The organism is Vibrio gangliei (genome assembly GCF_026001925.1).
In the GTDB taxonomy this organism is placed as follows: Bacteria; Pseudomonadota; Gammaproteobacteria; order Enterobacterales; family Vibrionaceae; genus Vibrio; species Vibrio gangliei.
Genome location: NZ_AP021870.1, coordinates 193,516 through 220,258 on the forward strand (window position 1 = coordinate 193,516; position 26,743 = coordinate 220,258).

Genomic DNA, 26,743 nt, shown 5'->3' on the forward strand with positions numbered 1-26,743 from the left:
CTCCTCAGCTTTTGAATATTGCAATAATGCTGAGGGTATCATGCAGCTGCACGAGCTAGTGAACACAATTGGTCAAGATTTACAGCATCGATATGGCGAGAAAGTCCACAAACTGACACTTCATGGAGGCTTCAGTTGTCCAAACCGTGATGGCACGATTGGCCGCGGTGGTTGCACTTTCTGCAATGTATCTTCCTTCGTGGACGAGAATGTTCAAATCAAGCCGATTCACTCCCAACTCAACGATCGAGCGGGAGAGGTGAAGCGTGCCAAGAAATACCTCGCCTATTTTCAGGCATACACCAATACCTATGCCGAAGTCCAAATTCTCAAAACCATGTATGAAGAAGCATTAAAGTCAGCCGATATGGTCGGTTTGTGCGTGGGAACTCGCCCGGATTGTGTGCTGGATGCCGTGTTAGAGCTACTCAGTGGTTATGTGCAGCAAGGTTATGAGATTTGGCTTGAGCTAGGCTTGCAAACCGCTAATGATGCCACGCTGAAACGCATTAATCGCGGCCATGATTTTGCTTGTTATGCCGACATCACTCAACGTGCTCGTGCGCTCGGAATCAAAGTATGTACTCATTTAATCATTGGCTTACCAAAAGAGAATCGAACCGATTACTTTGAAACCTTTGAAAAAGTAATGCAAGTCGGAACGGATGGTTTGAAGCTACACCCACTTCATATCGTTGAAGGCAGTACCATGGCAAAAGCGTGGCGCGCAGGGCGCTTGGATGCGCCAGAAATGGATGAATATGTTGAGGTGGCAACAGAGATTATTCGTCGAACCCCTGCGCATATTATCTATCATCGTGTTTCTGCGGCGGCGAGAAGGCCGACATTATTATCGCCTTTATGGTGCGAAAACCGTTGGTTTGCAATGACAGAAATAGGCCGTGCGTTAGAAAACACGGCCCACAAGGCAGTTTGTGTCATGATCCTTTCGTGTATCAGCTACCGAGCTGTCAAAAAATCGCTTAACGTTATTTATTCAAAATTTATACCCAAGTCACTTGGTGATAGGCTATTTACTGCCCTGAATCTCGACTTGAATTTGTTTGGATTTAGCTGGCGCAGATTTCTTCTCTTCTGAACTGACGGCCGATTGCGTTTTTTGTGATGAGGCACTGTCGACAGTTTGTCCCATCAACATTCTCAATACTTCATTCTTAGGGCCATCAGCCACAACCTGCGCTTTTTCTAACACAATCACTCGGTCCACGACATCTAGCATGGTGGTTTTATGCGTAATGAGCACGAGAGTTTCTTCTTTACCCAGTTGCTTTAATTGATGTTTTAACAGCGCTTCTGAACGATTATCCATTTGGCTAGTGGGTTCATCCATCACTAATACCGGTGGTCGGGTTAACCAAGCTCGGGCGATAGCGATGGCTTGCTTTTGACCGCCAGATAATTCACTGCCACCTTCACCAACCTGTTTATTAATGCCTGCTTCATCATCTTGAGTAAAATCAGTGACACCAGCGCGTTGAGCTGCAATCAGGATATCTTGATCACTGCTTCTAGGTCTGCCTAGTGTGATGTTGTCCCGGATAGAGCCAAAAAAGAGTGAGCAATCTTGCGGTACGCAACCTATGTTGTTTCTTACGTCAACCGGATGTAACTGATTAATATCTAAATCATCCAGTTTTACTGAGCCCTCAGTGGCTTTATAAAGGCCCATTATTAAGCGCTGAATGGTGGATTTTCCTGAGCCAATCCGGCCTATAATCGCCACTTTCTCACCTGGCTGGATAGTGAAGTTAAGGTTTCTTAATGAGTAAGTTTTGCTGTTTGGGTAATGAAAACTGACGTTATTAAATTCAATCTTGCCTTGTAATTTCGAGCGATGAATATACCGTTTGTCTTCTTCTTGCTCCATTGGCATCTCCATGACTTGTTCAATGATTGTCATGGCGGATTTTGCTTGGTTATAACGCGTAGAAAGCATGGATAATTGTACTAATGGTCCAACGGCGCGACCACTTAACATGGTGGAAGCGATCAAGCCCCCCATGGTTAAATCGCCATTAGAGATTAAATATACCCCGCCAATGATCATGGCTACTGAAACAAATTGCTGTAAGAAACCGGCCGTACTTTGTACCGAGTCAGTAATGCGGCGTGTTTTGATTCCCCAGTTGGACATGTGCGCGACAGCTTCTTCCCAGCGGTATTGGAATTGGCTTTGTGCGTTAAAGGTTTTTACGGTCTCTAATTGGTGCAAACTTTCAATTAAGTTGGCGTGCTTTTGCGAAGATAGGCGAGAACCCTCCTCAATTGAGCGTTTAAGTGGCGCTTGGATCATCCAACTATATATCGCCAGTATGACAACGGCACCAAAGGGTACAAGCACTAAAGGCCCAGCAATCATATAGATCACAAATAAGAATAAGAGCGCAAAAGGCAAATCAATCAAAGCGCCGACCGTTGCCGAAGTGAGAAACTCACGAATGGATTCGAAATCTTGTAGGTGGCGGGCAAATGCGCCTACAGATGCAGGCTTTGATTCCATTCTTAACCCCATCACGCGGTTAAATATTTTCGATGAAATGAGAATGTCCGATTTCTTACCAGCTAGATCGATAAAGTAAGAACGTATGAGCTTGAGTGATAAATCAAAGATGAAAATGACAAACACACCCGATGACAGCACCCACAATGAATCAAACGCTAAGTTAGGGACGATTTTGTCATACACTAATCGAGAAAATAACGGGGTCGCAACGGCAAAAATATTAATTAAAACAGAGGCTAACAGCACATCGGTATAAATAGTACGAGATTGCCATAATGTGCTCCAAAACCAATGGCCATCACGAGTTTTTAATACTTCCGGTGAGCGCTCATCATGACGAAAACGCTTTTTGACTAAAAATAATTGTCCGCTGTATTGTTGTTGTAATTCGCCAAGATCGATTTCTTGCGCTAAATCTTCGGTTTCCGCATAGACTACTTCGGCTTGGTTAGACTCATGATTGAGTGACAAGATCACACAGCTGCTACCATCATTTAGCAAAGCGACCACAGGTAATAAGGTCGGCGATAATTGAGCCAATGTTATTTGTCTCGGCTTTGCTGCAAGGCCAGCTTTCTCTGCCGCTCTTTCAAAAAAATGCGGGGTAAGTAGGCCATCTTGTAAAGGCAAGTTACTGATTAATGAATCAGCAGAGTGGTCTTGGCCATAATATTGGCTGACGTAGAGTAACGATTGTAATAATGGATCTTTCATAGTTACTCCCTTAACGCCGTTTGCTTGGCTTTTAGTACCGGTTTAAGTAGGTAATCTAACACCGTACGTTTGCCGGTAATGATATCAGCAGAGGCTGTCATGCCTGGAATGATAGGAAGATCTTCGCCGTTAGCATCATGCATACTATTTTTATCAGTACGTATTCTAACCAAGTAATAGCTATTGCCTTCTTCATCTTGGATCGTATCGGCACTGATGGTTTCGAGTGTGCCATTTAACCCGCCATAATTGGTGAAATCATACGCGGTAAACTTGATTACTGCTTTCAAGCCTGGATGTAAAAAACCGATATCTTGCGGGGCAATTTTGGTTTCGATTAATAACGTATCCTCAGTTGGAACTATTTCAATTAAGTCCATGCCTGGCTGAATCACACCGCCAATGGTATTCACGTGAATTTTTTGAATCGTGCCTTTGACTGGAGAAACCACTGTTGTACGGCTCACTTTGTCTTGTAGGCCCACTTGAACTTCGCTCATGCTCGAAAGCTTATTCGTGGTGTCGCTTAATTCTTGTTGAGTTTTGGCGCGAAAATCCGAAGCAATATTGACATATTTATACGTGGCTTCCTGAATTTCAGACTCGGTTTGAGGTAACTTCATCCGAGCGGAAGTCAGCTCTCGTAAGCTGTCATTCATAGAGCGTTCTAATTGTAAAATCTCAATTTCAGGGACGACGCCATCTTCCGCTAACGGCTTAGTCATATTGTATTCACGCTGAATGATTTTGTAGTTATTGGCCAAATTTGCCACGCGGCTTTTGGTTTCTCTGAGTTCTTGTTCTTTTTGTTTGATCTGCTGTGCGGTGACATTCAGTTGATTTTGCAAATTAGACATCACATCACGGTATTCATTCTGCTGTTGTCTTACCAAATTAGGGTGTTGATTAGAAAACGCTTCATCAAATTGGAGTGGGGTAATGGTCAGAGCGACTTTTTCCTGCCAATCTGAGGCTTTATTATTTATGGTGATGTTTGTGATTAGTTGGTTTAGTCGAATGCTATCTGCGCTCAGACTGGCCAAGTCTTGGCTTTTTTCTCGATAGTTGGAACGAAAAATAGTGTCATCAATTAAAAGTAGTGTTTGGCCTTTTTCTACGGATTGACCTTCTTTGACTAAAACTTGCTTAACAATACCGCCTTCTAAATTTTGCACCACTTGCAACTGAGATGAAGGAATAACTTTAGCTGAGCCTGTCGTTACTTTATCAATTTGCGCCCATGCTGACCAAGCAATCAGAAAAATAAAAAATAGAGCAATTAACCACAAAATAATACGAGGTCTTTTTGGTGATGAGATCAACAAGGCGGCCGACTTATTGTCGATGAACTCTCTATCTTCTGTGGCTACGTGTGTCGGTCCTTGCTTCATACAATATCCATATTTACGGCTAAGTTGATATTTTGAATGGGGCTTTGTTACAAAGTGTAGTGTTGAGTTTGTGATATTTCAGATATTTCTGACGATTAAAACACTGAGTTTAAGGAGAATTCTGTCAGGATTTTCTACACTTAAATGTAACCAAAACCTCAAAATCACAAAAATGTGAATTGCGTTGCGTTGTTTTGTATATATTATGTTTCATTGGGGGTATCGGTAAAGTTGTTTTGCGCAAATTTATCAATAGATTAGATGAATGTTTTGCAATGAAATGTGTTTGAAATTGCATGATTGAGAAGTGGGATCTGTAGTATGGATAAGATGAATTCAAATGTTTCAACGATTACGGTTGATAAAGGGCAAGTCTATATTGGCCAAGATATTCCATCCTTAAAGCCTATTACAGGGACTCAGACACTTATGTCTTCAGACCAGCTATGGGCCGATCCAAATGCTCGTTATGTGGTAACAACGTCTGGTCAGCAGCAGGTGATTCAGTCAGATTGTGTCACTTGTGTCACAGTTGATGACTCAGGACAGCCAGTCACGACTGAAGTCGATCCTAATGTTGTTGTCAGTGTTGCCGCACTGCAAGAGTCGAACCTTTCTCCTCAAGACATTGCCATTATGGTTGAAAATGGTCTTGCTGTTGATAATTCTGAAGACGATCAGCAAGAAGAACAAGAGCAAGATAACCAAGATGAAGATACCCAAGCATCCGAATCTGGCCCAATTGAAACCGCGACCGATGGGTTTGTTGAAGTCGATTATGACAACGATCAGGTGTTGACGCAGGCGGGGTTTATGACGGAAGGTTTTGAGATTGAATATCCACAAGAAGAGGATGAATTCGCACTCGTTAAAGCTCGTGGAGGTGTGCAAGCTTCAACTGTGTTCGAGGAAGGTGACCTTTCTCTTATTCAAACTTATTCGAATACCGCTTACCCAGTGATTAACAGTGTTGATTTATTCCTCAAAGCGGGCAGTTTTCCTCTTGTTCCCGATACGTTCACTTTTGAACCGATTCAACTTCAAGCCTTGTTATCCGAATTAAATAGCGAAGTGACCTCTGGTGGAGAGAAGGTTACGTTTAGTTTCAGTGAAGCAGACAATGCCATTATCGGTGAACTTAACGGTGAGCGTGTGTTTTCCGCTCAAATTACCGCAAGTTCAGATAATAACCGAGATGTCACGGTGACTCTCACCACGACGGTTTATGGTCCACTAGATCACCTTTCCAATGGCAATACTGCAGGTTTGGTGTCTAATGCTAACAACAAAATCACCATCAATGTGGCGATTCAAGGGCAAGATAAAAGTGGCAATGAGTTAAATTCGCCAGCATTAGTTGATGTATCGATTTTGGATGGCGAGAACCCTAGTTTTGGTACGGACCCGGGAATTTTGATTAGGGAAGCGGATGATCGCGGTATTCCGATTGATGGACAAATCCCATTGGATATCGGCTCAGATGAAATATCCACTATTGTCTTTGATGCTGTACAGCCTCAGCTTGAAGGTATTACCAGCCAAAGCTTTGATATTCTTGAACCCGAAATAGAGGGTAACTTATTAACAGTCAAAAACGTTTTCGGGGAAGTGATATTCACAGTCGAAATTCATACTGATGGAACCTATACCGCCACTTTATTTCGTCCATTTGACCAAGGAACATCTAAAAATCCGGATGCAGGTTTGCTTGTGACCGTTACGGATAAAGATGGCGATATAGCGAAAGGTGTCTTAGATATTCGCTTTGAAGATGGAAATTTTCCAACAGGTGGAGAAGAAGGAGACCTAGATATTGTTGAAGGCGATCTTCTTCCAGAAAATACTTATCCCATAGTTGGAACAACGAATATTCCCATTCATCCAGCTTCTAATAGTGGCGTCGATCGTCTTCAAGCTAGTACGGTTCATTTTGCTGAGTCGCAAGTTTCCGATTTACTTACAGAACTAGCTACTGAATTAAGCACAGCCAACGGTAATCCCATTGAATTTACATTAAGTGCTGATGGTAAGACGATCACTGGTATATCGGGTGGTGTTACAGTTTTAACCATTGAATTAAGTGCCGCGCCAATAGCTCTCGGCGCAATTGTGCATGTCAAGCTGACTCAATTCGAGCCGTTAGATCACCTCAATACTGGGAATAGTGATGGTTATGTTTCTGTTGATGGTGAAGAAATAAAGATAAATGCAGGCATCCAAATTAACGAAACTGACGGGTCTTTATTACAAGATCCTGCGACGGTCTATATCACTATTTCAGATGGAGACATTCCTAAATTCTCCACTGACCAAGGCACAACCATCAATGAAACCGATCAAATAGACTTCGAGGTTAAGGGCGAAGTGCCGCTTGATGTCGGTTCTGATGCCATTCAAACCTTAACATTTGATGCGTCAGCCGCCGATGCATTTACTGATGTCACTTCTAACGATCAACCAACTAGTGTGGATATAGATGGCAATGTGTTGTCATTGTCAAATAGTGATGGCGAACCATTATTGACCATTACTATCAACTTAGATGGTACCTACACAGCGGTAGTTTCAGGCCCGATTGATCAACCTGACAGTGAAACTATCCATTTTGAATTACCCGTGACGGCGATTGATAATGATGGCGATACTGCCACTGGCACCGCCATTATTGATATTACGGATGGTCAAAATGCGTCTGGTGATGGTATTGGCGTTGAGCTTGGTGTGACAGAAGGGCAGCTATCCGATGTTGATAGTACAACATACGACATAGCTCCAAGTGATAATGGTTCGTTTACGTTAACGGCGGTGAATGATGACCTTGTTCCTGAGACATTAGATATTGAACCGGCTGTTTGGGACACTTTAAAAGCAGATTTAGAAAAATTAACCTCGGGTGACAAGAACCTTGTTGTTACTAAAACCATCGATGCATCTGGGGTTATCACATTAACGGCGGTTGCAGGAACCATTACTGTTTTTACTTTGGTGTTAACCCCAAGCGTTAATGCTCAAGATGACGGTAAAAACGGGATTAGTGTAGAGGTTGTGTTTACACAAAATGCGCCACTCGATCATGATCCAAACTTCACCAGTGATTTTATAGAATTTACTCAAGCTCCGGATAATTCAACTGCCGATACCATTAAGCTCACTGTTCCAGTACAAGTTCAAGATACCGATGGAGATTGGTTAACGGACGAAAATGGTAATTTAACACCAGCTGATGTCACTGTGACCATTACTGATGGCACAGACCCGACTGTTGGCGATGATGCTATTTCATTTACAGAAATTAATGGTGATTCTGCGGATCCGCAACCTGGAGAGATTGAAGTTACTGTTGGTAGTGACACCATAGATTTTCTGCAATTCGAATTAACGGCTGAACAGCAAGCGGTACTGGACGATTTAACCTCTAATGGTTATGACACAGAGGTTTCAAACATTGATGGTGTGATTACCGTTTATATTCCGGGCGTTAATGGTGGTGATGATACCCCTGTTCTCGTTATCACTTTAGATAATGACGCAAAAGATGGCAGTTATACCGTTCAGCAGCTTGAAGCGATCGACCAGCCGGAAGATAATTTAACCACCATTAATTTGAATGTCACTGCAACTGATAAAGACAGTGATGTCAGTAATGTTGGCGAAATTACCATCACTATCACCGATGGAGCCGATGCCACCGGTGGCTCTGCTGACATAACCATAACTGAACCTGATTTAGTGAACAGTTCAGGGGAATCTGATTATCCTCTTGTTGGGGAAGCCGTTACATTAAACCTTTCTTCTGGGGTAGATCGATTAATTCCGGAGAGTGTAGTCATCGATCCTAATCCATTGGATGAAAGCTCAGCAGACTTGAACGCATTTCTAAATGAGCTTTCGACAGAACTAACATCATCTGGTCAAACAATTACTTTTATTATTAACTCTGAAACTGGGGCATTAGAAGGAAAACTCGCTGATGGTACCTTGGTGCTTGAGCTAACATTTACCCCAGCTCAAGGCTCTAATGGCGATGTCACGGTTGATATGGTGCTGACTCAACATGCACCTTTAGACCATGTGAAAAATGGCAACCAAGAAGGTTCAGTCAAAGAAAGCGATGGCAATATTGTTATCACTGTACCCATTCAAGTTAAAGACAGTGATGGTGATTACCTCACCAATGCCAGCGAAGTCAACGTTACCATCAATGATGGCGTTGCGCCGAGTTTTGGTGATTCAGCGACAGTTGCAATTACTGAAATTGAAGCCAATCAACCAAGTAATGGCTCAATTGCCTTGGATGTTGGAAGTGATTCCATCGCGAGTGTTGATTTTGCTTTAACGGATGAACAGCTAGCGGTTTTAAATGCTTTGCAGTCCAATAATCAGGATACCAGCGTTCAAGTTATTGATGGCAAAGTGATCGTTTATATTCCAGACGATCCAGCTACTGATGATGGGATTTACACTGAAGGTTCTGACACCCCTGTTTTAGTTATTGAACTCAATAATATAGAAAAAGACGGCACTTACACCGTGACTCAATATGAAGCGCTAGAACAGCCTTATAGTGAAAGCAGCCCGGGTACAAATGATATCACTCTCGATGTTGTTGCGACTGACTTTGATGGCGACCCAAGTGACCCTGGCACGATTCATATCGTTATTACCGATGGTGCCGATCCAACCTTTGCTACTGATAGCGGCATTACTTTTGAAGAAGATGATGCGGTTAATTCTAATGGAAATGGCGTAACCGATTCGACTGGTCAAGTTGTACTGACCGTAGGTAGCGATGATATTGAATCGATCAAGTTTGATTCCACACAGCCCGACAGTTTAACTAATCTGACATCGAATGGGATGAATACAGCGATTGCATATAGTGAGGATGGGAAAACTCTCACCTTATATGAAGTTGGCGGTTCACCTGATGACCCAATTATGGTTGTCACTTTGGACGATCTGGAAGGTAACTATACAGCCACCCTGTATAAACCTTTAGATCAGACCGATGTATCTGATCAGGTCAAATTTGAGATAAACATTACTGCTACAGATACCGATGGTGACCCTGCTCCTGGACAAATCGTGATAACGGTTGCCGATGGTAGTAATGCCGATGGTGCAAGTGTAAATGCCACAATTGAAATTATCGAAGGCGATCTTGATTCTTCTGCAACCGTTTTGTATCCAGGCGATGCACCAGTTGAAGATACATCATTTATTATCCCTGCCGTGGATGATGCACTAGCTCCTAAAACTTTAAGACTCGAAGATGGGATATGGGCTGCATTACAAACGGATATTGAGAAATTAACATCAAATGGTGAGCCTCTTTCTGTTACGCAAAATACAGCTGATGGTGTCATTACGATTACCGCGACTGCTGATGGTAATGCGGTGTTTACTCTTGTTTTGACCCCAATGAGTGTTGAGGATAGTGGTGATGTTGAAGTATCTATGTCGTTGACTCAATATGGGCCGCTTGATCATGAAAATGTTGTTGATAGCGACTTTATTTCATTTACTCCTGCTCCTGACGGACAAACTAACGATAAAATTAATATTACGGTCCCTGTTCAAATCGATGATACCGATGGTGATTTCCTGCAAGATGCTGAGGGTAACTCTTCACCCGTTAACGTGGTTGTGACCATTGTCGATGGTGCGGACCCTAGCTTCAATCCTGAGAATATTAATCAAACTACAGTAATTGAAGAAACTGAAGCGGGTAGTGATGTGATTTCTGACGGTAGAACGTTAGATCTGGATACCAACAGTGATGTGATTGAGTCGATTACTTTCGCCTTAACACCAGAACAGCAAACCGCCCTCAATAGCATAACTTCTAACGGTCAAGATACATCGGTACGTCAACCGGCCGATGGCCACATCCAAGTGTATATTCCCGATCCAGATGGTAATGGCGACATCTTAGTATTGGAAATCATCTTTAATAATACTGCCAAAGACGGCCGTTATACTGTTCAGCAATTTGAGCCAATTGATCAACCAGAGGATAACGTTTCAAGCTTTACTTTCGATGTGGTTGCCACGGATATGGATGGAGATAAAGCGAGTTCGTCGATTACCGTGACTATCAATGATGGTGCAAACCCAACTTCGGGCGATGTTACAGACAATGAGATCAGTATTACCGAAGGGAATTTAAACGATGAGGACAGTAATGATCTAGACTATCCGACCGTGCCAAAATCAACAGGCGAATTCACCATTAATGCGGCCAATGATGATCTCGACCCAACAAGTTTAACTATTGATAATTATTCAACATTTAAAGCGACTGTTGACGGAATGGGATTAATGTCAAATGGCCGTGCGGTCACGATAGATTCGGATCCAGTAAATGAAAATGGGGTGATTACAATCACAGGTAAGGCTGATGATGGCAGTATCGTGTTCGTCTTGACCTTCACTCCAACAGTGGATACGGATGGTAATGTTACCGTTGCCATGGAATTAGAGCAAAGACAGCCACTTGATCACCCGCTAGATAATCAATTAGGTTTTTATGTTCCATTGCAAATTGAAGATACCGATGGAGATCAGTTAGTTGATGGCGATAACATACCAACGCCAATTGATGTAAGTGTGACGTTTAATGATGGTGAGGCGCCTGTTTTAACGGATAGCACACTGTCATTTAAAGAAGCGGATGTATCAACCACCGATCCTCAAAATCATTCAGGGCAAGTTGCTATCGACATTGCGAGTGACGCAATTGATAGAGTGGAGTTCAATCTAACTGAAGAGCAAGAGACATTTTTAGAAGGGCTGACTTCGAATCAAACTCCAACAGAAGTTGAGTATGTTACGACAACTGTGGGTGATGTTACTTATATCACCGGAATAAACGTTTTTATTTCAGGTTCTCCTGATGTTCCTGTTTTAGAGATCAGAGTATCGGCAGATGGTTCATATACCATTAGTCAATATGAGCCACTTGACCAAACTAATTCGGAAGATGTCACTTCCATTGAGCTTGATGTTTTTGCTACTGATAAAGATGGTGATTCTAGTGATACAGCGACTATCACAATCAATATTGAAGATGGTAATAATCCTGTCTTTAATACTGATGACACGCCATTATCTTTCAATGAAAATGATTTAAGGTCGGCTGATGGTCAAGCGGTCAGTACTTCAGGCTCAGATAATTTAACCTGGGTAACAGGCTCGGATGATGTCAAAACCATCGTATTTGAAGGCTTAGAAAACTCTGAATTTACATCAAATGGCTATGATACTCATTGGGAATTTAGTACAGACGGTCTGACTGCAACATTAATTGATGAAAATGATCTTAATAACCCAGTTCTAACCGTGGTACTGAATCCAAATAATCTTGGTGAATATACGGTCACAATCTATAAACCACTTGATCAAGACTCAAGTGATATTTCTACTATTTCACTAAATGTTATTGGGACAGATTCCGATGATGATGATGCAGTAGGAGTGATTGAATTTACTTTAAATGATGATAATGGTGATTCGAGAACAGATGCTCCTGAAGGGACATCTGTATCTATTATCGAAGGTGATTTAACACCTAATGACCCCAATGGTAGCAATACAGGCGGCTACCCTGTTACAAATACCTCTGCAGCAGCGCATATTGATGCAAGTGTTGACCGCTTAAATCCGACGAGTATTCAAATTGATCCAGCAGGCCTGCCATCTCTCATCGCAGAATTAGAGAGTGAATTAACATCGGGAGGCCAAGAGCTAACGTTTGTATTTAATCAAGATACTGGTTTATTAATAGGCTCGACTTCTGGTGGCGAAGAAGTGTTGGTTATCAGTTTAGCTGCGACTCAAGATGATGATGGTTTGAGTGTAAATTATACTGTCACCGTCACTCAAAATAGGCCTCTTGATCATCTAGGTGGTGATGACGGTAATGACACGGGGAGAGTATTGGTTAATGGTGACCAGATTACTATTAATCTCCCTATCCAAATTGAAGATACCGATGGTGATTTATTACCCGTCCCCCCAATGGCGGAGATTACAATACAAGATGGTATTGATCCTGCATTCTCTGTCGACTCTGGTGTCACCGTTTCAGAGCAAGGTATTGATGCTGGTGGAGATAATCATCAAGGCTCTGAGCCTGATGCGACAAGCCCGGATGGTTCTCCAACTGAAATAGCTTCTGGCCAGATCACAATCAATACCGGTAGCGATGAAATTGCCACATTCAAAATTGATGCTAGTGCCTTTACTGTATTGAACCCAGGGCTAACATCTCAAGGTGTTGCGGTCACAATGCTAGATAATAATGATGGCACTTTTAGTGGTATGGCTGGTGATCGTGAAGTCTTTATCGTGACTTTCCAACCGGATGGCAGCTATACGTTCGAAATTACTGGTGCATTGGATCATGCCAAACCGGTTGAGTCTGATCCAACGATTGGTACAGAGTTAGATATTAAACTACCTGTTTATGTCGTGGATAAAGATGGTGACGAAGTTGGCAGAAGTGATGACCCTGATGATTACGCAAATTCTTCGATTGTGGTCACCGTTGAGGATGATTTTCCTGATATTGAAGATATTGAAATTAATGTAACGGAAGGTAATACAGACATTACTGTGTTGATCCCAGAAAATGAAGGGGCAGATGGTACACATGAATTGTATTTAAGTTTTATTGATGGCACTGATGGCATAAAGCCTGTGCAGCATCAAGCACCTTTCAGTAAGTTAAATATTTATGACGATGATGGTGATCAATTACTTGGCACAATCAGTGTTGATGATCATGGAAAAGTGACTTTTGTCGCTAACCCAGAATTGGACAACCAAGAGGAAAATTTATCCGCACAGGTTACCGTAAGAGTTGTCGATTTTGATGGTGATGAAGATACAGCAGTAGCGACACTAAATTTGAGTGACCAAGATCCATTCTTTATGTTCCCAGACCCTTCGAGTGGCCAAGAAGAAGATGGACAGCCAGTTGATGAGTTTGATAACACGGAAGTTTCTCCTGGTATTGATGTATCGCTGGCGGTTGACCTAGGGGATGTTGACCGAGGTGAAACATTTGATGCCGTAACCATTGTGCTTCCTGAGGATCCTCATGGTGAGTTTTTCTTAAATGGTGATCCGATTGCGTTAAATAGTGATGGCAATATTGAATTGCCTATCAGTGCCTTTACTGGCCCTGATGCTGATGGAGTGATGACTCTTGAAGGTTTAACGTTTGTTCCTGATAAAGACTTCTCATCAGATGGCTTGCATTTTGAAGTGAAAGCAGACATCACAACGGATGATGGAGAAACTCGTTCTATTACCGGCGATCTTGTTATCACGGTTGATGGTATCGCTGATATTCCTAGTTGGAGCAATCCAGACATTGAGGAATATATTGGCACGGAAGATACTGACATACCGGTTGATGGTTTGTCAGCAGTGCTTAATGATAACGATGGTTCTGAATCGCTGTATTACATTGTACAAATAGCTGAAGGCTCTTCTGGCACGCTGAAAGGTACCGGCCTTGAAGAGGTAGAAGTGACGTTGGAGGATGGTAGTACAATAACAGCCTACCGAATTTCAGAAGCTAATATTGGTTCTTTAACGGTAACCCCTGATAAAGATTTCAGTGGTGATATTCACATTAATGCATGGGCTCAAAGTGAAGAGCAAGACCCGTACGTAGACGGTAAGCAAACCGCACTTTCCGATCCAAAAGATATCGTTGTCCGGGTTCAGCCGGATGCCGATGAAGATCTGATTTTAAAAGTGAACCGTGTTCAATCTGATGAAGATGTGGGGCTTAATTTATCGTCTGTTATCGAGTTAACGCAAAACTCTGATAAAGATGATGGTTCTGAAACTCTATATGTGAGAATCAGTGACCTACCAGAAGGCAGTAAGTTACTCCTAAATGGTGAAGAGTTAGATTTAGAAAATACGGACCTTGTAACCTGGAATGAAGAAGGTGATTACTACGAAATCGAATATTCAAACCTAGATCAATTGAGTTTTATGCCGCCACCGGAAGCGAGTGGTGATTTTACCTTTACTGTTCAAGGTGTCGTAAAAGATAACACCTCTTATGATTCAACTACGAGTGCCAACGATTCCGACATTTATGTTATGCCAGGCAAGGTTGTAAACGTTGCTGTCAAAGGTGTGGCGGATGATCCGATTATTCAAATTAACGATGGCAGCACTTGGAAGGTTATCACCGATGACGAAGGTAATGGGACGGGTGTTGAAGTCAATATCTTCGAAGATGATGCTAGTGACGAAGTGAGTGGTTCTATTGCAGGCGATGGCGTGCCATTTGACTTTAGTATTATTTCGGGTGAAAACGGAAAAGCGCTAGATGGTGATAGTTCTGAAACACTTTCAGTCGTGATTTCAGGTATTCCTGAAGGTGTTAAGGTATTTAGCAACGGAGAACAGGTTAAGGTGACCTACGTTGGTCAAGAAAATGGTCAACCTATTTACCAAGTGGAATTGGAGACACTTGATAATATTGTGGTGCTTCCTCCTACAAACAGTACCGAAGATATCAACCTCACCGCTAAAGTTATCGTGACAGAAGATGATGGTGATAGTGCGGTCTATGAAAAAGACATTATTATTCATGTCGCTCCATCTATTGATATTGAAGATACCTATACAACGGGTTCGAGCGGCATTGAAGATGAATTGGTTACTTTAAACTGGAAACCGAGTTTTTCCGATTCGCAAGAGTATGTCACGGCCTTTACATTGAGCTTACCAGGTGGAGTGAGCGGCGATGCGATCTCTGACTATACGCTCTACATAGTGCATTCCGATGGCTCGCAGCAAGAGCTAAGTTTTGACGCTAGCGGTAGCATTAATCTTGATGCCTATCTGGATGAGTTAAACAATGGTGCAGAACTTAAAATTTCTTTGCCTGACAACTCAGATAAAGATTTCCAATTAACGACTACGATCACCGTGCAACAAGATGATGTCGATTCTGATGTCGTTGCTGAAAAAGTCAATATAATAGGCACATTAGACGTTAATGTCGTCGCGAAAGTAGAAGATGTTGGTGACCCGTACGATTCCGAAACAGGTGCTGGGAAAATTGTCATTAGTACCGGTGCTGATGCTAATAACGATGGCATTATTGATGACTTAGGCTCTGCACCTTGTGATGAAAGTGGTGTAGTAGATCTAAGCCCGACATCCGAAGGTGGTGTTGGCACCATCATGTTTGCTGAAAATGACCTATCCAGTGATGAAGTGATTACTGAGCTAGTGATTGATTTTGGTGACATTAGCTTGTCGGAAGGAAAAGGTTTTGTCGTCACTGGTGCGGTCAATAACGGCGATGGTAGTTGGACCGTCAAAGATGGCAATTTATCCAATATTCAGATTCAAGCACCAGCAGGTTTTACCGATGAAGTGAATATTAAAGTTATCGCGAAGGTTCAAGATTTGAGTGATGACAATGATCGAAGTGAAGTGGTGGTTATTGAAGGTCAAATTACTTTGGATTTTGCTAACAATACCAATGATTCGATTGATTTGGCGGCTGAAATTACGGCTGACGAAACGACGGTCAGTGGTATAGAAGATGGTACGATCAATTTAGGCACTTTACTGGTTGAAAGTAATACGGTTTTTGTCTCAACTGAAGATGTTAATGGTGATGGAAATAGTGAAATTCCGAATGATGTGTTGACGCTTGTCATTGATGCCTCACAGCTTCCTGAAGGTACGGTGATAGGTGGGGCTGAGTTCGATTTCGAAACCGGTCAATATGTGTTTGAAGCCGGCATTAACGTTGATGGTACATTAAACTTAGGTGGCCTATCTCTTATTCCGCCAGCAGATTATGCAGGTGATTTCCAGTTTGACATCAAGTACGTCAGCACGGATACCAATAGTGGTGATGTGAAAGAACAAACTCAAACCGTGACGGTGAATGTTTCTCCTGTTGCAGATGTCGGCGCGAGTATTTCTGTTGATGTGGTGAGCAGTGGTGGGCTTGATGAGAATAAACAGCCTATTAGTGAGTCGGGTGGGACTGAAGTTCCTATTTCGGGCATTGCTTATGAAGATGCACTGATTACGATAGATTTTTCAAATGTGACGTTTGGCGACTCTCGCAATACTGTTGAAGAAGGGATGGAAACTCTCCAATCATTGACGATTAGTGTTGATCCAGACATGGGATACTTCTTATTAAATGGCGAACAAGTGAGTGAGGTTACGTTAACGCCAGAGCAACTCAGTAATGTTCAATTTATGCCGAAAGAAGATTTCAGTGGCCAAGTAGACTTTACTGTTAGTGGTGTGATTGTTGATACGGCAACTTATGATTTGGATGGAAACAGAACCGAACCCGATACTCGAACCACTGCAGAAACCACAGTCAGCATTGATGTGATTGCCGTGAATGATGACGTATTAGTGGAATCATCTAGCGGTGACTCTATTCAAGGTAATGAAGACGCTGCTGGTGGTATTTCTCTGGCTGAAGGTACTATTACTCTGCAAGATATTGATGGCTCGGAAAAAATCGTTTCCATTATTTTAACCGGTATACCGGAAGGCTTTGTGGTGAAAGGCGCAGCCAACAATGGTGATGGCACTTGGACCATTTCAAGCGCAACGGGGGAGCAGCGTAGTTATACCTTTGACAGTTTAACTCTTGTACCACCTAAAAACTTCAGTGGTACGATTGAAGTAGGTGTGATCGTTAATACCAAAGAAGATTCACTTGATGAAATTGTGTCTATCAATAAGAGTATTACTGTTGAAATTTTACCGGTAGCGGATGAAATTGATACGGATGTGGTTACCACAGCATCTGGTGATGAAAAGCAAGATATTGTACTGAGTCTTGATGTTTCTACGGTTGATAACACAGCCACCTATGTACCTGTTCCTGGCGGCGCTGGTACGGATGAGGCACAAATTACTGAAAATGGGCCGGAAGTGATTCAAGTGACTATCAGTAATGTCCCTGTTGGTATGGGGGCTGAGTTTAGCCTTCCTGCTGATGTGAACGGTACGATCACTGACAATGGTGATGGCACATGGATAATCATCACAGAGTCAGGAACATTAGATAGCATCATTTTCAATCCAGGCAATGCCAATAGTAGTAATTGGGATGGTCAGCTACAACTGGATATACGTTCAGTTGATAATGGCGTGGTTGCCGATGACAGTTTGGCGGTTGAAACGACGATTAATGTTGATGTTACTCCCGTCAATGATGCACCGGAGAACACTGTCCCAACCGAAACGCTCACTGGGGCGACGACTGGTGAGGCTTTCCTCATTACAGGGCTAGCGGTAGATGATATTGATGCCGATGACGGTGACGGAATCTTAACGGTAACGCTGTCATCAAGTAATGGCGTATTATCGATTCCAGAAGAATATACGGGGTTTATCTCTAATCATGGCGATAGTACAGCATCTCTAGAATTGACCGGTACCTTGGCTGAGTTAAAAGAGCTCTTTGATATTGGTATTAATTTTACTGGTGATATAGCGGGTGATGCGACCATCACGATGACTACCAGTGATAATGGAAATACAGGTTCAGGTGATGTGCTAACCGATGAAGATTCATTCACTGTTTCAGTCGCGGGTGCAGCCGCTTTCATGGCAAGCCCTGCTTTAATGAGTACGACTCGCTATGTACCGAATGTCTCGGTAACGGCGGCGCAACTGGCATTGATTCCATTGCTCGGTTTACTGAGTGAGCATGTTCAAGCATCGGATTTAGATCATATTCGAATTGATAACCTAGATTCAGGTAAATTGGTTAATTCCGTGGGTGAAACGGTCGGTGAGCAGCAAGACGATGGCTCTTGGATTGTGACATCGCAAGATCTTGCTGATGCTTATTTAACGGATTTGCCTGAAGGTGATCATAGTTTGACTGTCGAAGCGGTTTCTCATGAGGATGCCGTAGATACAACGATTGATGAGCCTCAAACGACAAATGTTGATATTGATGTTCAGCCAGATTCAGAGGACGCTTTAACGGCGACAGATGCGACCGATCACTCGGTTGTTGTCGGTGATGATACTAATGATGTTTTAGTTGGTACTTCAGGCCACGATGTGCTGATTGGCGGTGCAGGTAACGATATTCTTGTTGGCGGTGCTGGCGCAGATATTCTCATTGGTGGTTCTGGTAACGACGAGCTATGGGGTGGTGAGCGTTATGGTAGCGGCGATGGCGAAACCGATACCTTTGTATGGCATGCTAAAGATATTGGCACTACGGCGTCTCCCGCGATTGATGTGATCAAAGACTTTGAACTTAATGTCGATAAGATTGATATTCGAGGTTTGTTGAAAGACATGGACTCGAACGGTATCAATATGGAGGATCTGCTAGCCGGTGTGAAAGGGTCTGAGCAAGATGGGAAAATCAATTTGACCGTTAATAATGAGCAAGGCGGTGAGCAAGTTATCGTGTTAGATAATATTAGCGCGGATTCACTTGGCTTAGATAGCGGTGCAAGTTCGAATGATATTGTGTCTAACCTTTATCAACAGCATAAAGCATTCACAGTTGATCATTAATTTTTCGATAAGATATTAAGCTCAAACACGATCAACGCCTCTTAGTCAAATAAGGGGCGTTGTTTTAATTTGTGCACAGAAAGAGTGCGTAATTCATAGGGGTTTTAAGTGGGCTTCTATTGAAAGTCATTAAAAACAATACCTTAGTTATTCTCTAATAATTGGCACGTTTTTCGCTTATTTATAAACAATGAATAACATTTGATATTCAGAAAACCTGATTCGCAACAGGCAAAGACGCCTCTTAGATTTGTGCTCACTTCGGTGAAAACAGTCTAAGAGGCGTTTTTCGTTTTTGCTTTATGTAACTTTTATTTGGTTTCGAATTGTTTGGCCTTCTGGATACAAAAGAAAGGGAAGCTTATTTATGGCAAAGGAATGTATTCAATCAGCGTGTCCATATTGCGGAGTAGGCTGTGGTGTTGAAGTGAAGCCGAATGGTGAGATCATCGGTGATGTCAGCCACCCAGCTAACCAAGGTGCTTTGTGTGTTAAGGGTTCGGCGCTTGCGCAAAGCCTTGATATGCCTTCTCGTCTGTTGTACCCGAATGTGCAGGGTGAACAAGTCAGCTGGCAACAAGTGAGTGAGCTTATTGCGGATAAGCTTCATCAGACGATTGAACAGCATGGCCCGGATTCTGTTGCCATGTATGTCTCGGGACAGCTATTAACAGAAGATTATTACGTTGCGAATAAATTAATGAAAGGTTACGTCGGTAGTGCCAATATCGATACCAATTCACGCTTATGTATGTCTTCAGCGGTGGCGGCACACGTTCGCGCTTTTGGTGAAGATATCGTGCCGGTTGATTATGAAGATATAAAGCATACCGATCTAATCGTTCTCGTTGGTGCGAATACGGCTTGGACTCACCCGATCCTCTTTCGCCGGATTCAGCAAGCGCGAGAAGCCAACCCAAATGTGAAACTGGTTGTGATTGACCCTCGAAAAACCATTACCGCAGAGCAAGCTGATTTACATCTACAAATTGAAAATGATGGTGATGTCAGTTTATTTAATGGCTTGGTTCGTTATCTTATTGATACAAAAGCGATTAATTCTGAGTTTGTCCAACAACATGTGAATGGTTTTGATGCATTAGAGAATGAAGTCAATCAGCCGGGATATCAATTAGAAGCATTAAGTAAATCGCTGGCAGTCAATATCAATCTACTAAGAACGTTTTATCAGTGGTTTGCTGATTCTCAAGCAGCCATGACGCTATTTTGCCAAGGCGTAAATCAATCTCAATCGGGTACCGATAAAGCCAATACCATTATTAATGCGCATCTAATCAGTGGAAAAATAGGCTCAACAGGTAGCGGCCCATTTTCTTTAACCGGACAGCCGAATGCGATGGGAGGGCGTGAAGTGGGCGGTCTTGCTAATCAGCTAGCAGTACACCGTGGTTTTGATGAGCGTTCCATTCAACAAGTGGGTGAGTTCTGGCAAGCGCCGAATATGGCAACTCAACCTGGTTTAAAAGCGGTGGATCTATTCCAAGCGGTTGAAGCTGGTAAGGTGCGTTTTTTATGGATCATGGCGACCAATCCCGCTGTATCTATGCCCAACTCGGCGCAAGTAAGGCGCGCACTAGAGCAATGTGATTTTGTGGTAGTGTCCGATATTACGTCTCATACCGATACGGCTCAATATGCCGATGTGCTATTGCCCGCAGCCGGATGGGGTGAAAAGCAAGGTATGGTGACCAATTCTGAGCGTTGCCTAACCCGTCAAAGACAATTCATCGCCCCGCCAGGAGAAGCAAAACCAGACTGGTGGATGGTGAGTCAAGTTGGCAAGTTGTTGTGCCAAAAAGTGGCCGTGAAATCGGGGTTTGAGTTTGCCAGTGAAGCCGATGTGTTTCGAGAATTTGCCGCATTAACTGGGATTAATCAAGCGACGGATTTGCAGTTGGATTTATCGAGTCTTAGCAAAATGAGTGATGAGCAATATCATGCTTGGAAGCCTCAGTCTTGGCCTTTGGGCGGTCAAAAAGTACTGCGCCATAAACACACTCAGCAGCTGCATTTTCCTACCCAAAATGGCAAAGCCAATCTGATTGTGGCCGCTAAATCGGCGATACAAACGCAGTCGAATGTGAAACAAAGTTGGTGGTTGAACTCAGGCCGTCAGCGTGATCAATGGCATACCATGACGCGTACTGGCCACATCAGTCATCTGTGCGCAAGTGAAGTGGAGCCGACGGTTTATCTAAATCCCATCTCTGCCGAGCAGCATAAACTTGAGCCCAATAGTTTGGTTGTTATTCAGCAGTCAAATTTTCAGCAAACCGATTTTCAAAAAAACAATATAGAGAAAGCTTTGATCGCACGTTTGTCTGTCGATAAAGGGCTTAGCCAGCAACAAGCCTTTATGTCGATGCATTGGGCTGGGTTATTTGGTGGCAAAAGCCAAGTGAACTTAGCAAATGATAGCCTGGTTGATCCTCATTCAGGCCAGCCTGCGTTTAAGTCACAATGGGTAAATATTTCAGCCATGCCTGTTGTTCATTATGGCTTTGCAATAGGGCTAGATTGTAAACAAGCCCCATGGGCATACAAAAGTTTGCAGCATGTTGATTTTAGCTCTGCACGCTCAACCGGGTTATACCAGCAGGGGATATGGCGTTTTGCTGATGTAAATGCCATTGAAAAACAAGATATAAAAGCCTTGGCTCAGAAGCTTTATCCGAAAAGCAAATGTCTGACGTTAGATCTGCAAGACTCATGGTTGATGTTGATACTGGTGAACCAAAAAGTCATTGGCATGGTGTGTGTGTCTAATCAGCCAAGCGAGCTTAATATCGACAGCCTACAACCTTTGATTCGAGAAAAGTTCAATTTAGGTCGATTGCTCTCGGTACTGAGCCAACAAGACGGTAAAGCCAGTAAGTTGATTTGCAGTTGTTTCCGTGTGACCGAAGATGACATTTTAAAGCAGTTAGAAAAGTCACCCAACATGAGCCTAGACAGCCTACAAAGTGTGTTGAGCTGCGGCAAGAATTGCGGTTCATGCTTACCGGAAGTGAAAGGGTATTTAAAACAGCAGCCTATTGCTGTTACTGCGATTAAATAAATTTAAGCACAAGGAACGTGTTATGAAGAATGCATCATCAATTCAATTACGTATCAATAGAAAAATGAACCGCTATCCATTCAATGGCGTGAGTTCGCCTGTTATCCCTAATGTTGCTAAACATAGACAAAGTAGGGAGCCAAAGAATGGTTCAGTGTTGTTGGTTGGAGCAGGACCAAATGATCCCGACTTACTGACTCGTAAAGCCTACAAAGCTATTAAACAGGCCGATGTGGTGGTATTTGACCGCTTGGTTGGCGAGCAAATATTGGCGCTTATTCCTGAACATTGCGAGCAAATGTATGTTGGAAAACGTTGCGGTCAACCTAGCTTAAAGCAAGAGCAGATTAATCAGATCTTAATTGAACAGGCTGCGATGGGAAAAAAAGTGGTGCGCTTGAAAGGGGGCGATCCCTTTATTTTTGGCCGCGGGGGTGAAGAAGCTTTGGCCTTGGTTGAACATAACATTGCTTATGATGTGATCCCTGGCATTACCGCAGCCATTGGATGCGCGGCATCCAGTAAAATTCCATTAACTCACCGAGGCATGTCACGTAGCGTTACCTTGGTTACCGGTCACGTCATGGATGGCGCGTTTGATTCGTGGAAAGGGCTGGTGAGTTCAGGGCAAACTTTGGTCTTTTATATGGGGTTGGAACAATCTAGTGCAATCTACCAAGGTTTGATTCAATCTGGTTTAGCGGTGAGCACGCCTGTCGCGATCATTGGTAAGGGGTGTAGTGCAGCACAGCAAACCCACATTTCAACCTTAGATCAGTTACCTACTTTAGCTAAGCAATTGAAAGGATTGACACCTGCGCTGATCATCATCGGAGAAGTGGTTAATTTGCATGAGCAATTGACGCAAGTGATGCAAATTGAGAGTCTACCACTTTAGAGGTATTTTGTTGTTTTTAAAGGGAAAGTTATTCATTTAGGTATGTGAATTGCAGCTTATTTATTATTTAAAATAAGATGACAAGGATATACGCTGTGAATCGAGCTATGCCATATTCTCAATCTCAAGGCTCTCAAACTCAATCAGAGCAAATTGATAAATATACGCCCCTGATTGTGTGCTGTGATAATACTGAACGACAAGTGCAGCTGTGTGCGCAGTTAGCGGCCGATTTTGAAGACATTACCGCGTGCTCATTAAAACAGTTACCGGCTCAACTTCAAGCACAACCTAATGCCTGTATTGTCGCAAGTTGGCATAAACCCTGCGGTGAGCTGGCATGGGTCATCGAATTTTCCGCTCAGCAAAATACGCCACTTTTGGTTTTTACTCAAATGGTTAGCAGTAGTGATCTTCACTCATTACCAACCCAAGAAGGTTACGCGTTATTACCCTTAGGCTTAACCGACAACCTCTCTGGCTGGCTGCAATATGCGCTTAACCTTCGTCAACATGCACTTGAGCAAGCCAAGCAAATCGACAAATTAAATCAAAAGCTTGATGACAGAAAATACGTCGATAAAGCGAAAGGGTTATTGATGAAACTGCATAATTTAGATGAAGAGCAAGCCTATCAAGCGCTTAGAACCTCGGCGATGAAAAACAGTCAGACCCTAGGCCAAGTGGCCAAGAACTTGATTTCGACACTAGAGAACTTGAGTTTGTAGTAAAAAAGTAGTGCAAAGCTGCACCATTACAACACATGAATGACAGCATTTATCCTCGTTTAATACTTATCTTGTTGAAAATTAGGTATTTATAAAGTTGGCACAATATTTGAATTATTTTAGATAGGCAGTAAAAACAAATGAATGATGAAGTTACTTATCAATGGCGGTAAGTGAACATCAAATAAGATATAGCAAAGGCGCTATCGATCTTCGGGTCGGTAGCGCCTTTTTTGTTTTTAGAACTTTTAAAGCTTGCAGGGAGTGCATATGAGCAAAGTAGGGACGTTATCAAACAAAGTTAGACGAAAGTGGGTCAAGCCATCATTGGCACTGAGTGTATTAGGCTTGAGTTGTTCGTTGGCTGTAAGCCCTGTGGTACAGGCAAAAGTCACCATTGGCGAGCCAGAAAAAGAAGACCTCACATTTGGTTTTATTAAGTTGACCGATATGGCGCCGCTCGCCGTGGCCTATGAGAAACATTACTTCGAAGATGAAGGTTTGTACGTCACCTTGGAATCACAAGCTAACTGGAAAGTGCTACTAGACCGAGTAATTGACGGTGAGTTAGATGGCGCGCACATGTTAGCAGGGCAACCGCTAGGAGCCACCATAGGCATCGGCACTAAAGCCGACATTATTACCGCATTCAGTATGGATCTAAATGGTAATGCGATTACGGTTTCCAATGATGTCTGGCAGCAAATGAAACCACAACTTGCCAAAGATCCCGATGGAAAAATTAGCCACCCAATCAAAGCGGATGCTCTAAAAGCTGTGATTGAAAAATACAACAGCGAAGGCAAGAACTTCAAAATGGGCATGGTTTTCCCTGTGTCTACTCATAACTATGAATTGCGCTATTGGCTGGCGGCCGGTGGAATTAATCCAGGCTTTTACGCGCCAGAAAAAGGCGATAACAGTGGCACAGCCAAAGCCGATGTCTTGCTTAGCGTAACGCCACCACCACAAATGCCAGCCACCATGGAAGCCGGTACGATTCACGGTTATTGCGTCGGCGAACCGTGGAACCAACAAGCGGTATTCAAAGGCATTGGCGTACCGGTTGTGACCGATTATGAAATTTGGCAAAACAACCCGGAGAAAGTGTTCGGCGTATCAAAACAATGGGCGGAAGAATACCCTAACACCCATTTAAGAGTGGTACGCGCTATGATCCGCGCGGCTTATTGGCTGGATGAAGAAAACAACAAAAACCGAAATGAAGCGGTGAATATCTTATCTCGCAGTGCTTATGTGGGGGCAGATAAAGCAGTGATCGCGAACTCGATGACAGGAACCTTTGAATATGAAAAAGGTGATAAACGCGCTATTCCTGACTTCAACGTCTTTTTCCGTCATAACGCCACCTACCCATATTACAGCGATGCGATTTGGACCTTAACGCAAATGCGTCGCTGGGGACAAATCCCAGAGCACAAGCCGGATTCTTGGTATATGGATATCGCGAAAGAAGTGTATCGCCCAGATATCTACAAAATTGCTGCACAGTCACTGATTGATGACGGCACCATGAAAGCGTCAGATTTCCCAGATCTCAATACCTCCGATGGTTTCCGAGCGCCACAAAAACACTTTATTGATCATATTACTTTTGATGGTAAACAACCCAATGCTTACTTAGATAAATTTGCTATTGGTTACAAATAGTTAAGTCAAGAACGATTAACTGGTACTGGATAAATTAAATCAATTCAAGGAAGAAATTATGTCTTATTCCATCGCAAATGATGCTAGCAAAAAGAGAAATAATGTTTTTTCTTTATTGCCCTATAAGTCCGCCCAAGAGTCGGTATCTCAAGCGAAAAAATGGTTATTACCGATTGTTGGGATCGTAGCGTTTTTATTGATGTGGAGCTTGGCGGCTAAGCAGGTACATACCTCATTAGGTGCATTGCCAGGTCCTTACGAAACGGCGCAGCAATTTAATGGTTTAGTCGATGATCACTTTGCCAGCCGTGAACGTGAAGCTGCGTTTTATCAGCGTCAAGAAGATCGCAATCAAGCCAAATTGGCGAAAGATCCAAATGCCGAAGTTCGTATTCGCCCATATACAGGTAAGGCAACCTTTTTTGACCAAATTGGCACTAGCTTGAAAACCGTTGCGGCAGGTTTCTTGTTGGCGACTGTGATTGCGGTTCCTGTCGGTATCGTACTGGGGTTGAATCAATCTTTATATCAGGCTTTTAACCCTATTATTCAATTACTTAAACCCGTTTCTCCACTTGCTTGGCTACCGATTATTACCATGGTGGTGAGTGCCACTTATGTTTCGGATGATCCGATGTTTGAGAAGTCATTTGTGAACTCTTTGCTGACGGTATGTTTGTGCTGTATTTGGCCAACGCTGATCAACACCACGGTTGGGGTAAACAGTGTAGATAAGGATTTATTAAACGTGAGTAAAGTGCTTCGTCTTTCATGGTGGCAGCACGTGAAAACCATCGTTTTACCTTCTGCGGTTCCGATGATTTTTACCGGCTTGAGACTTTCGATTGGTATTGCGTGGATGGTGTTGATTGCCGCTGAAATGCTAGCGCAAAACCCAGGGCTTGGAAAATTCGTATGGGATGAGTTTCAAAATGGCAGCTCGGATTCGCTCGGGCGAATTATGGTGGCTGTGATTGTGATTGGTTTTATTGGTTTGTTATTCGATCGAGGCATGTTGCTGCTACAGAAAAAACTGTCTTGGGATAAAACCCAGCAGCTTCGATAAGTCGCAAAGTAGGCAACTCACAGAATCAGAATAAGGAAGAGAAATATGAGTATGGAAGCATTAAAAATACAACCCGTTAGTGATGAAAAAGACACGAACCCAGAGTC

At 42.9% G+C, this 26,743-nt stretch carries 8 protein-coding genes and 1 pseudogene; 7 read left to right on the forward strand and 2 right to left on the reverse strand.

The features are described 5' to 3' along the window. Nucleotides 1-40 precede the first annotated feature (40 nt). Nucleotides 41-987, forward strand: a pseudogene (locus Vgang_RS12915) (TIGR01212 family radical SAM protein). Between the two features lie 43 nt (nucleotides 988-1,030). Here the strand turns inward: Vgang_RS12915 and Vgang_RS12920 are convergent. Together Vgang_RS12920 and Vgang_RS12925 are read right to left on the reverse strand one after the other, a co-directional pair. After that, a complete protein-coding gene (locus Vgang_RS12920; RefSeq protein WP_105901264.1) occupies nucleotides 1,031-3,238 on the reverse strand; it encodes a type I secretion system permease/ATPase in 2,208 nt (735 codons plus the stop codon). A 2-nt stretch (nucleotides 3,239-3,240) separates the two neighbouring features. Further along, complete coding sequence (locus tag Vgang_RS12925; RefSeq protein ID WP_105901265.1) at nucleotides 3,241-4,629, reverse strand: HlyD family type I secretion periplasmic adaptor subunit; 1,389 nt, start codon at nucleotides 4,627-4,629, stop codon at nucleotides 3,241-3,243. 321 nt (nucleotides 4,630-4,950) lie between these two features. Between Vgang_RS12925 and Vgang_RS12930 the strand changes: the two genes are divergently transcribed. The 6 genes from Vgang_RS12930 (at nucleotide 4,951) to Vgang_RS12955 (ending at nucleotide 26,636) form a co-directional block, all read left to right on the forward strand. Continuing rightward, a complete protein-coding gene (locus Vgang_RS12930) occupies nucleotides 4,951-19,194 on the forward strand; it encodes a T1SS-143 repeat domain-containing protein (protein ID WP_105901266.1) in 14,244 nt (4,747 codons plus the stop codon). 367 nt (nucleotides 19,195-19,561) lie between these two features. Continuing rightward, nucleotides 19,562-22,273, forward strand: coding sequence for a molybdopterin-dependent oxidoreductase (locus Vgang_RS12935; protein WP_105901267.1), 2,712 nt, complete (start codon nucleotides 19,562-19,564; stop codon nucleotides 22,271-22,273). Between the two features lie 22 nt (nucleotides 22,274-22,295). Continuing rightward, nucleotides 22,296-23,171 carry a uroporphyrinogen-III C-methyltransferase gene (gene cobA / locus Vgang_RS12940; RefSeq protein WP_105901268.1) on the forward strand — a complete coding sequence of 292 codons (876 nt, stop codon included), beginning with the start codon at nucleotides 22,296-22,298 and terminating at the stop codon, nucleotides 23,169-23,171. Between the two features lie 95 nt (nucleotides 23,172-23,266). Continuing rightward, on the forward strand, nucleotides 23,267-23,899 hold the full coding sequence (locus tag Vgang_RS12945) for an ANTAR domain-containing response regulator (RefSeq protein WP_157945995.1): 633 nt from the start codon (nucleotides 23,267-23,269) through the stop codon (nucleotides 23,897-23,899). Between the two features lie 270 nt (nucleotides 23,900-24,169). Continuing rightward, nucleotides 24,170-25,570, forward strand: coding sequence for a CmpA/NrtA family ABC transporter substrate-binding protein (locus Vgang_RS12950; RefSeq protein WP_105901270.1), 1,401 nt, complete (start codon nucleotides 24,170-24,172; stop codon nucleotides 25,568-25,570). A gap of 58 nt (nucleotides 25,571-25,628) precedes the next feature. After that, nucleotides 25,629-26,636, forward strand: a complete 1,008-nt coding sequence (locus Vgang_RS12955; RefSeq protein ID WP_105901271.1) for an ABC transporter permease — start codon at nucleotides 25,629-25,631, stop codon at nucleotides 26,634-26,636. Nucleotides 26,637-26,743: the final 107 nt, after the last annotated feature.

Bases quoted from the DNA above. Each gene is read 5' to 3' on its own strand.
- Vgang_RS12920 (WP_105901264.1), bottom strand. From the start codon at position 3,238: ATGAAAGATCCATTATTACAATCGTTACTCTACGTCAGCCAATATTAT.
- Vgang_RS12925 (WP_105901265.1), bottom strand. From the start codon at position 4,629: ATGAAGCAAGGACCGACACACGTAGCCACAGAAGATAGAGAGTTCATC.
- Vgang_RS12930 (WP_105901266.1), top strand. From the start codon at position 4,951: ATGGATAAGATGAATTCAAATGTTTCAACGATTACGGTTGATAAAGGG.
- Vgang_RS12935 (WP_105901267.1), top strand. From the start codon at position 19,562: ATGGCAAAGGAATGTATTCAATCAGCGTGTCCATATTGCGGAGTAGGC.
- cobA (WP_105901268.1), top strand. From the start codon at position 22,296: ATGAAGAATGCATCATCAATTCAATTACGTATCAATAGAAAAATGAAC.
- Vgang_RS12950 (WP_105901270.1), top strand. From the start codon at position 24,170: ATGAGCAAAGTAGGGACGTTATCAAACAAAGTTAGACGAAAGTGGGTC.
- Vgang_RS12955 (WP_105901271.1), top strand. From the start codon at position 25,629: ATGTCTTATTCCATCGCAAATGATGCTAGCAAAAAGAGAAATAATGTT.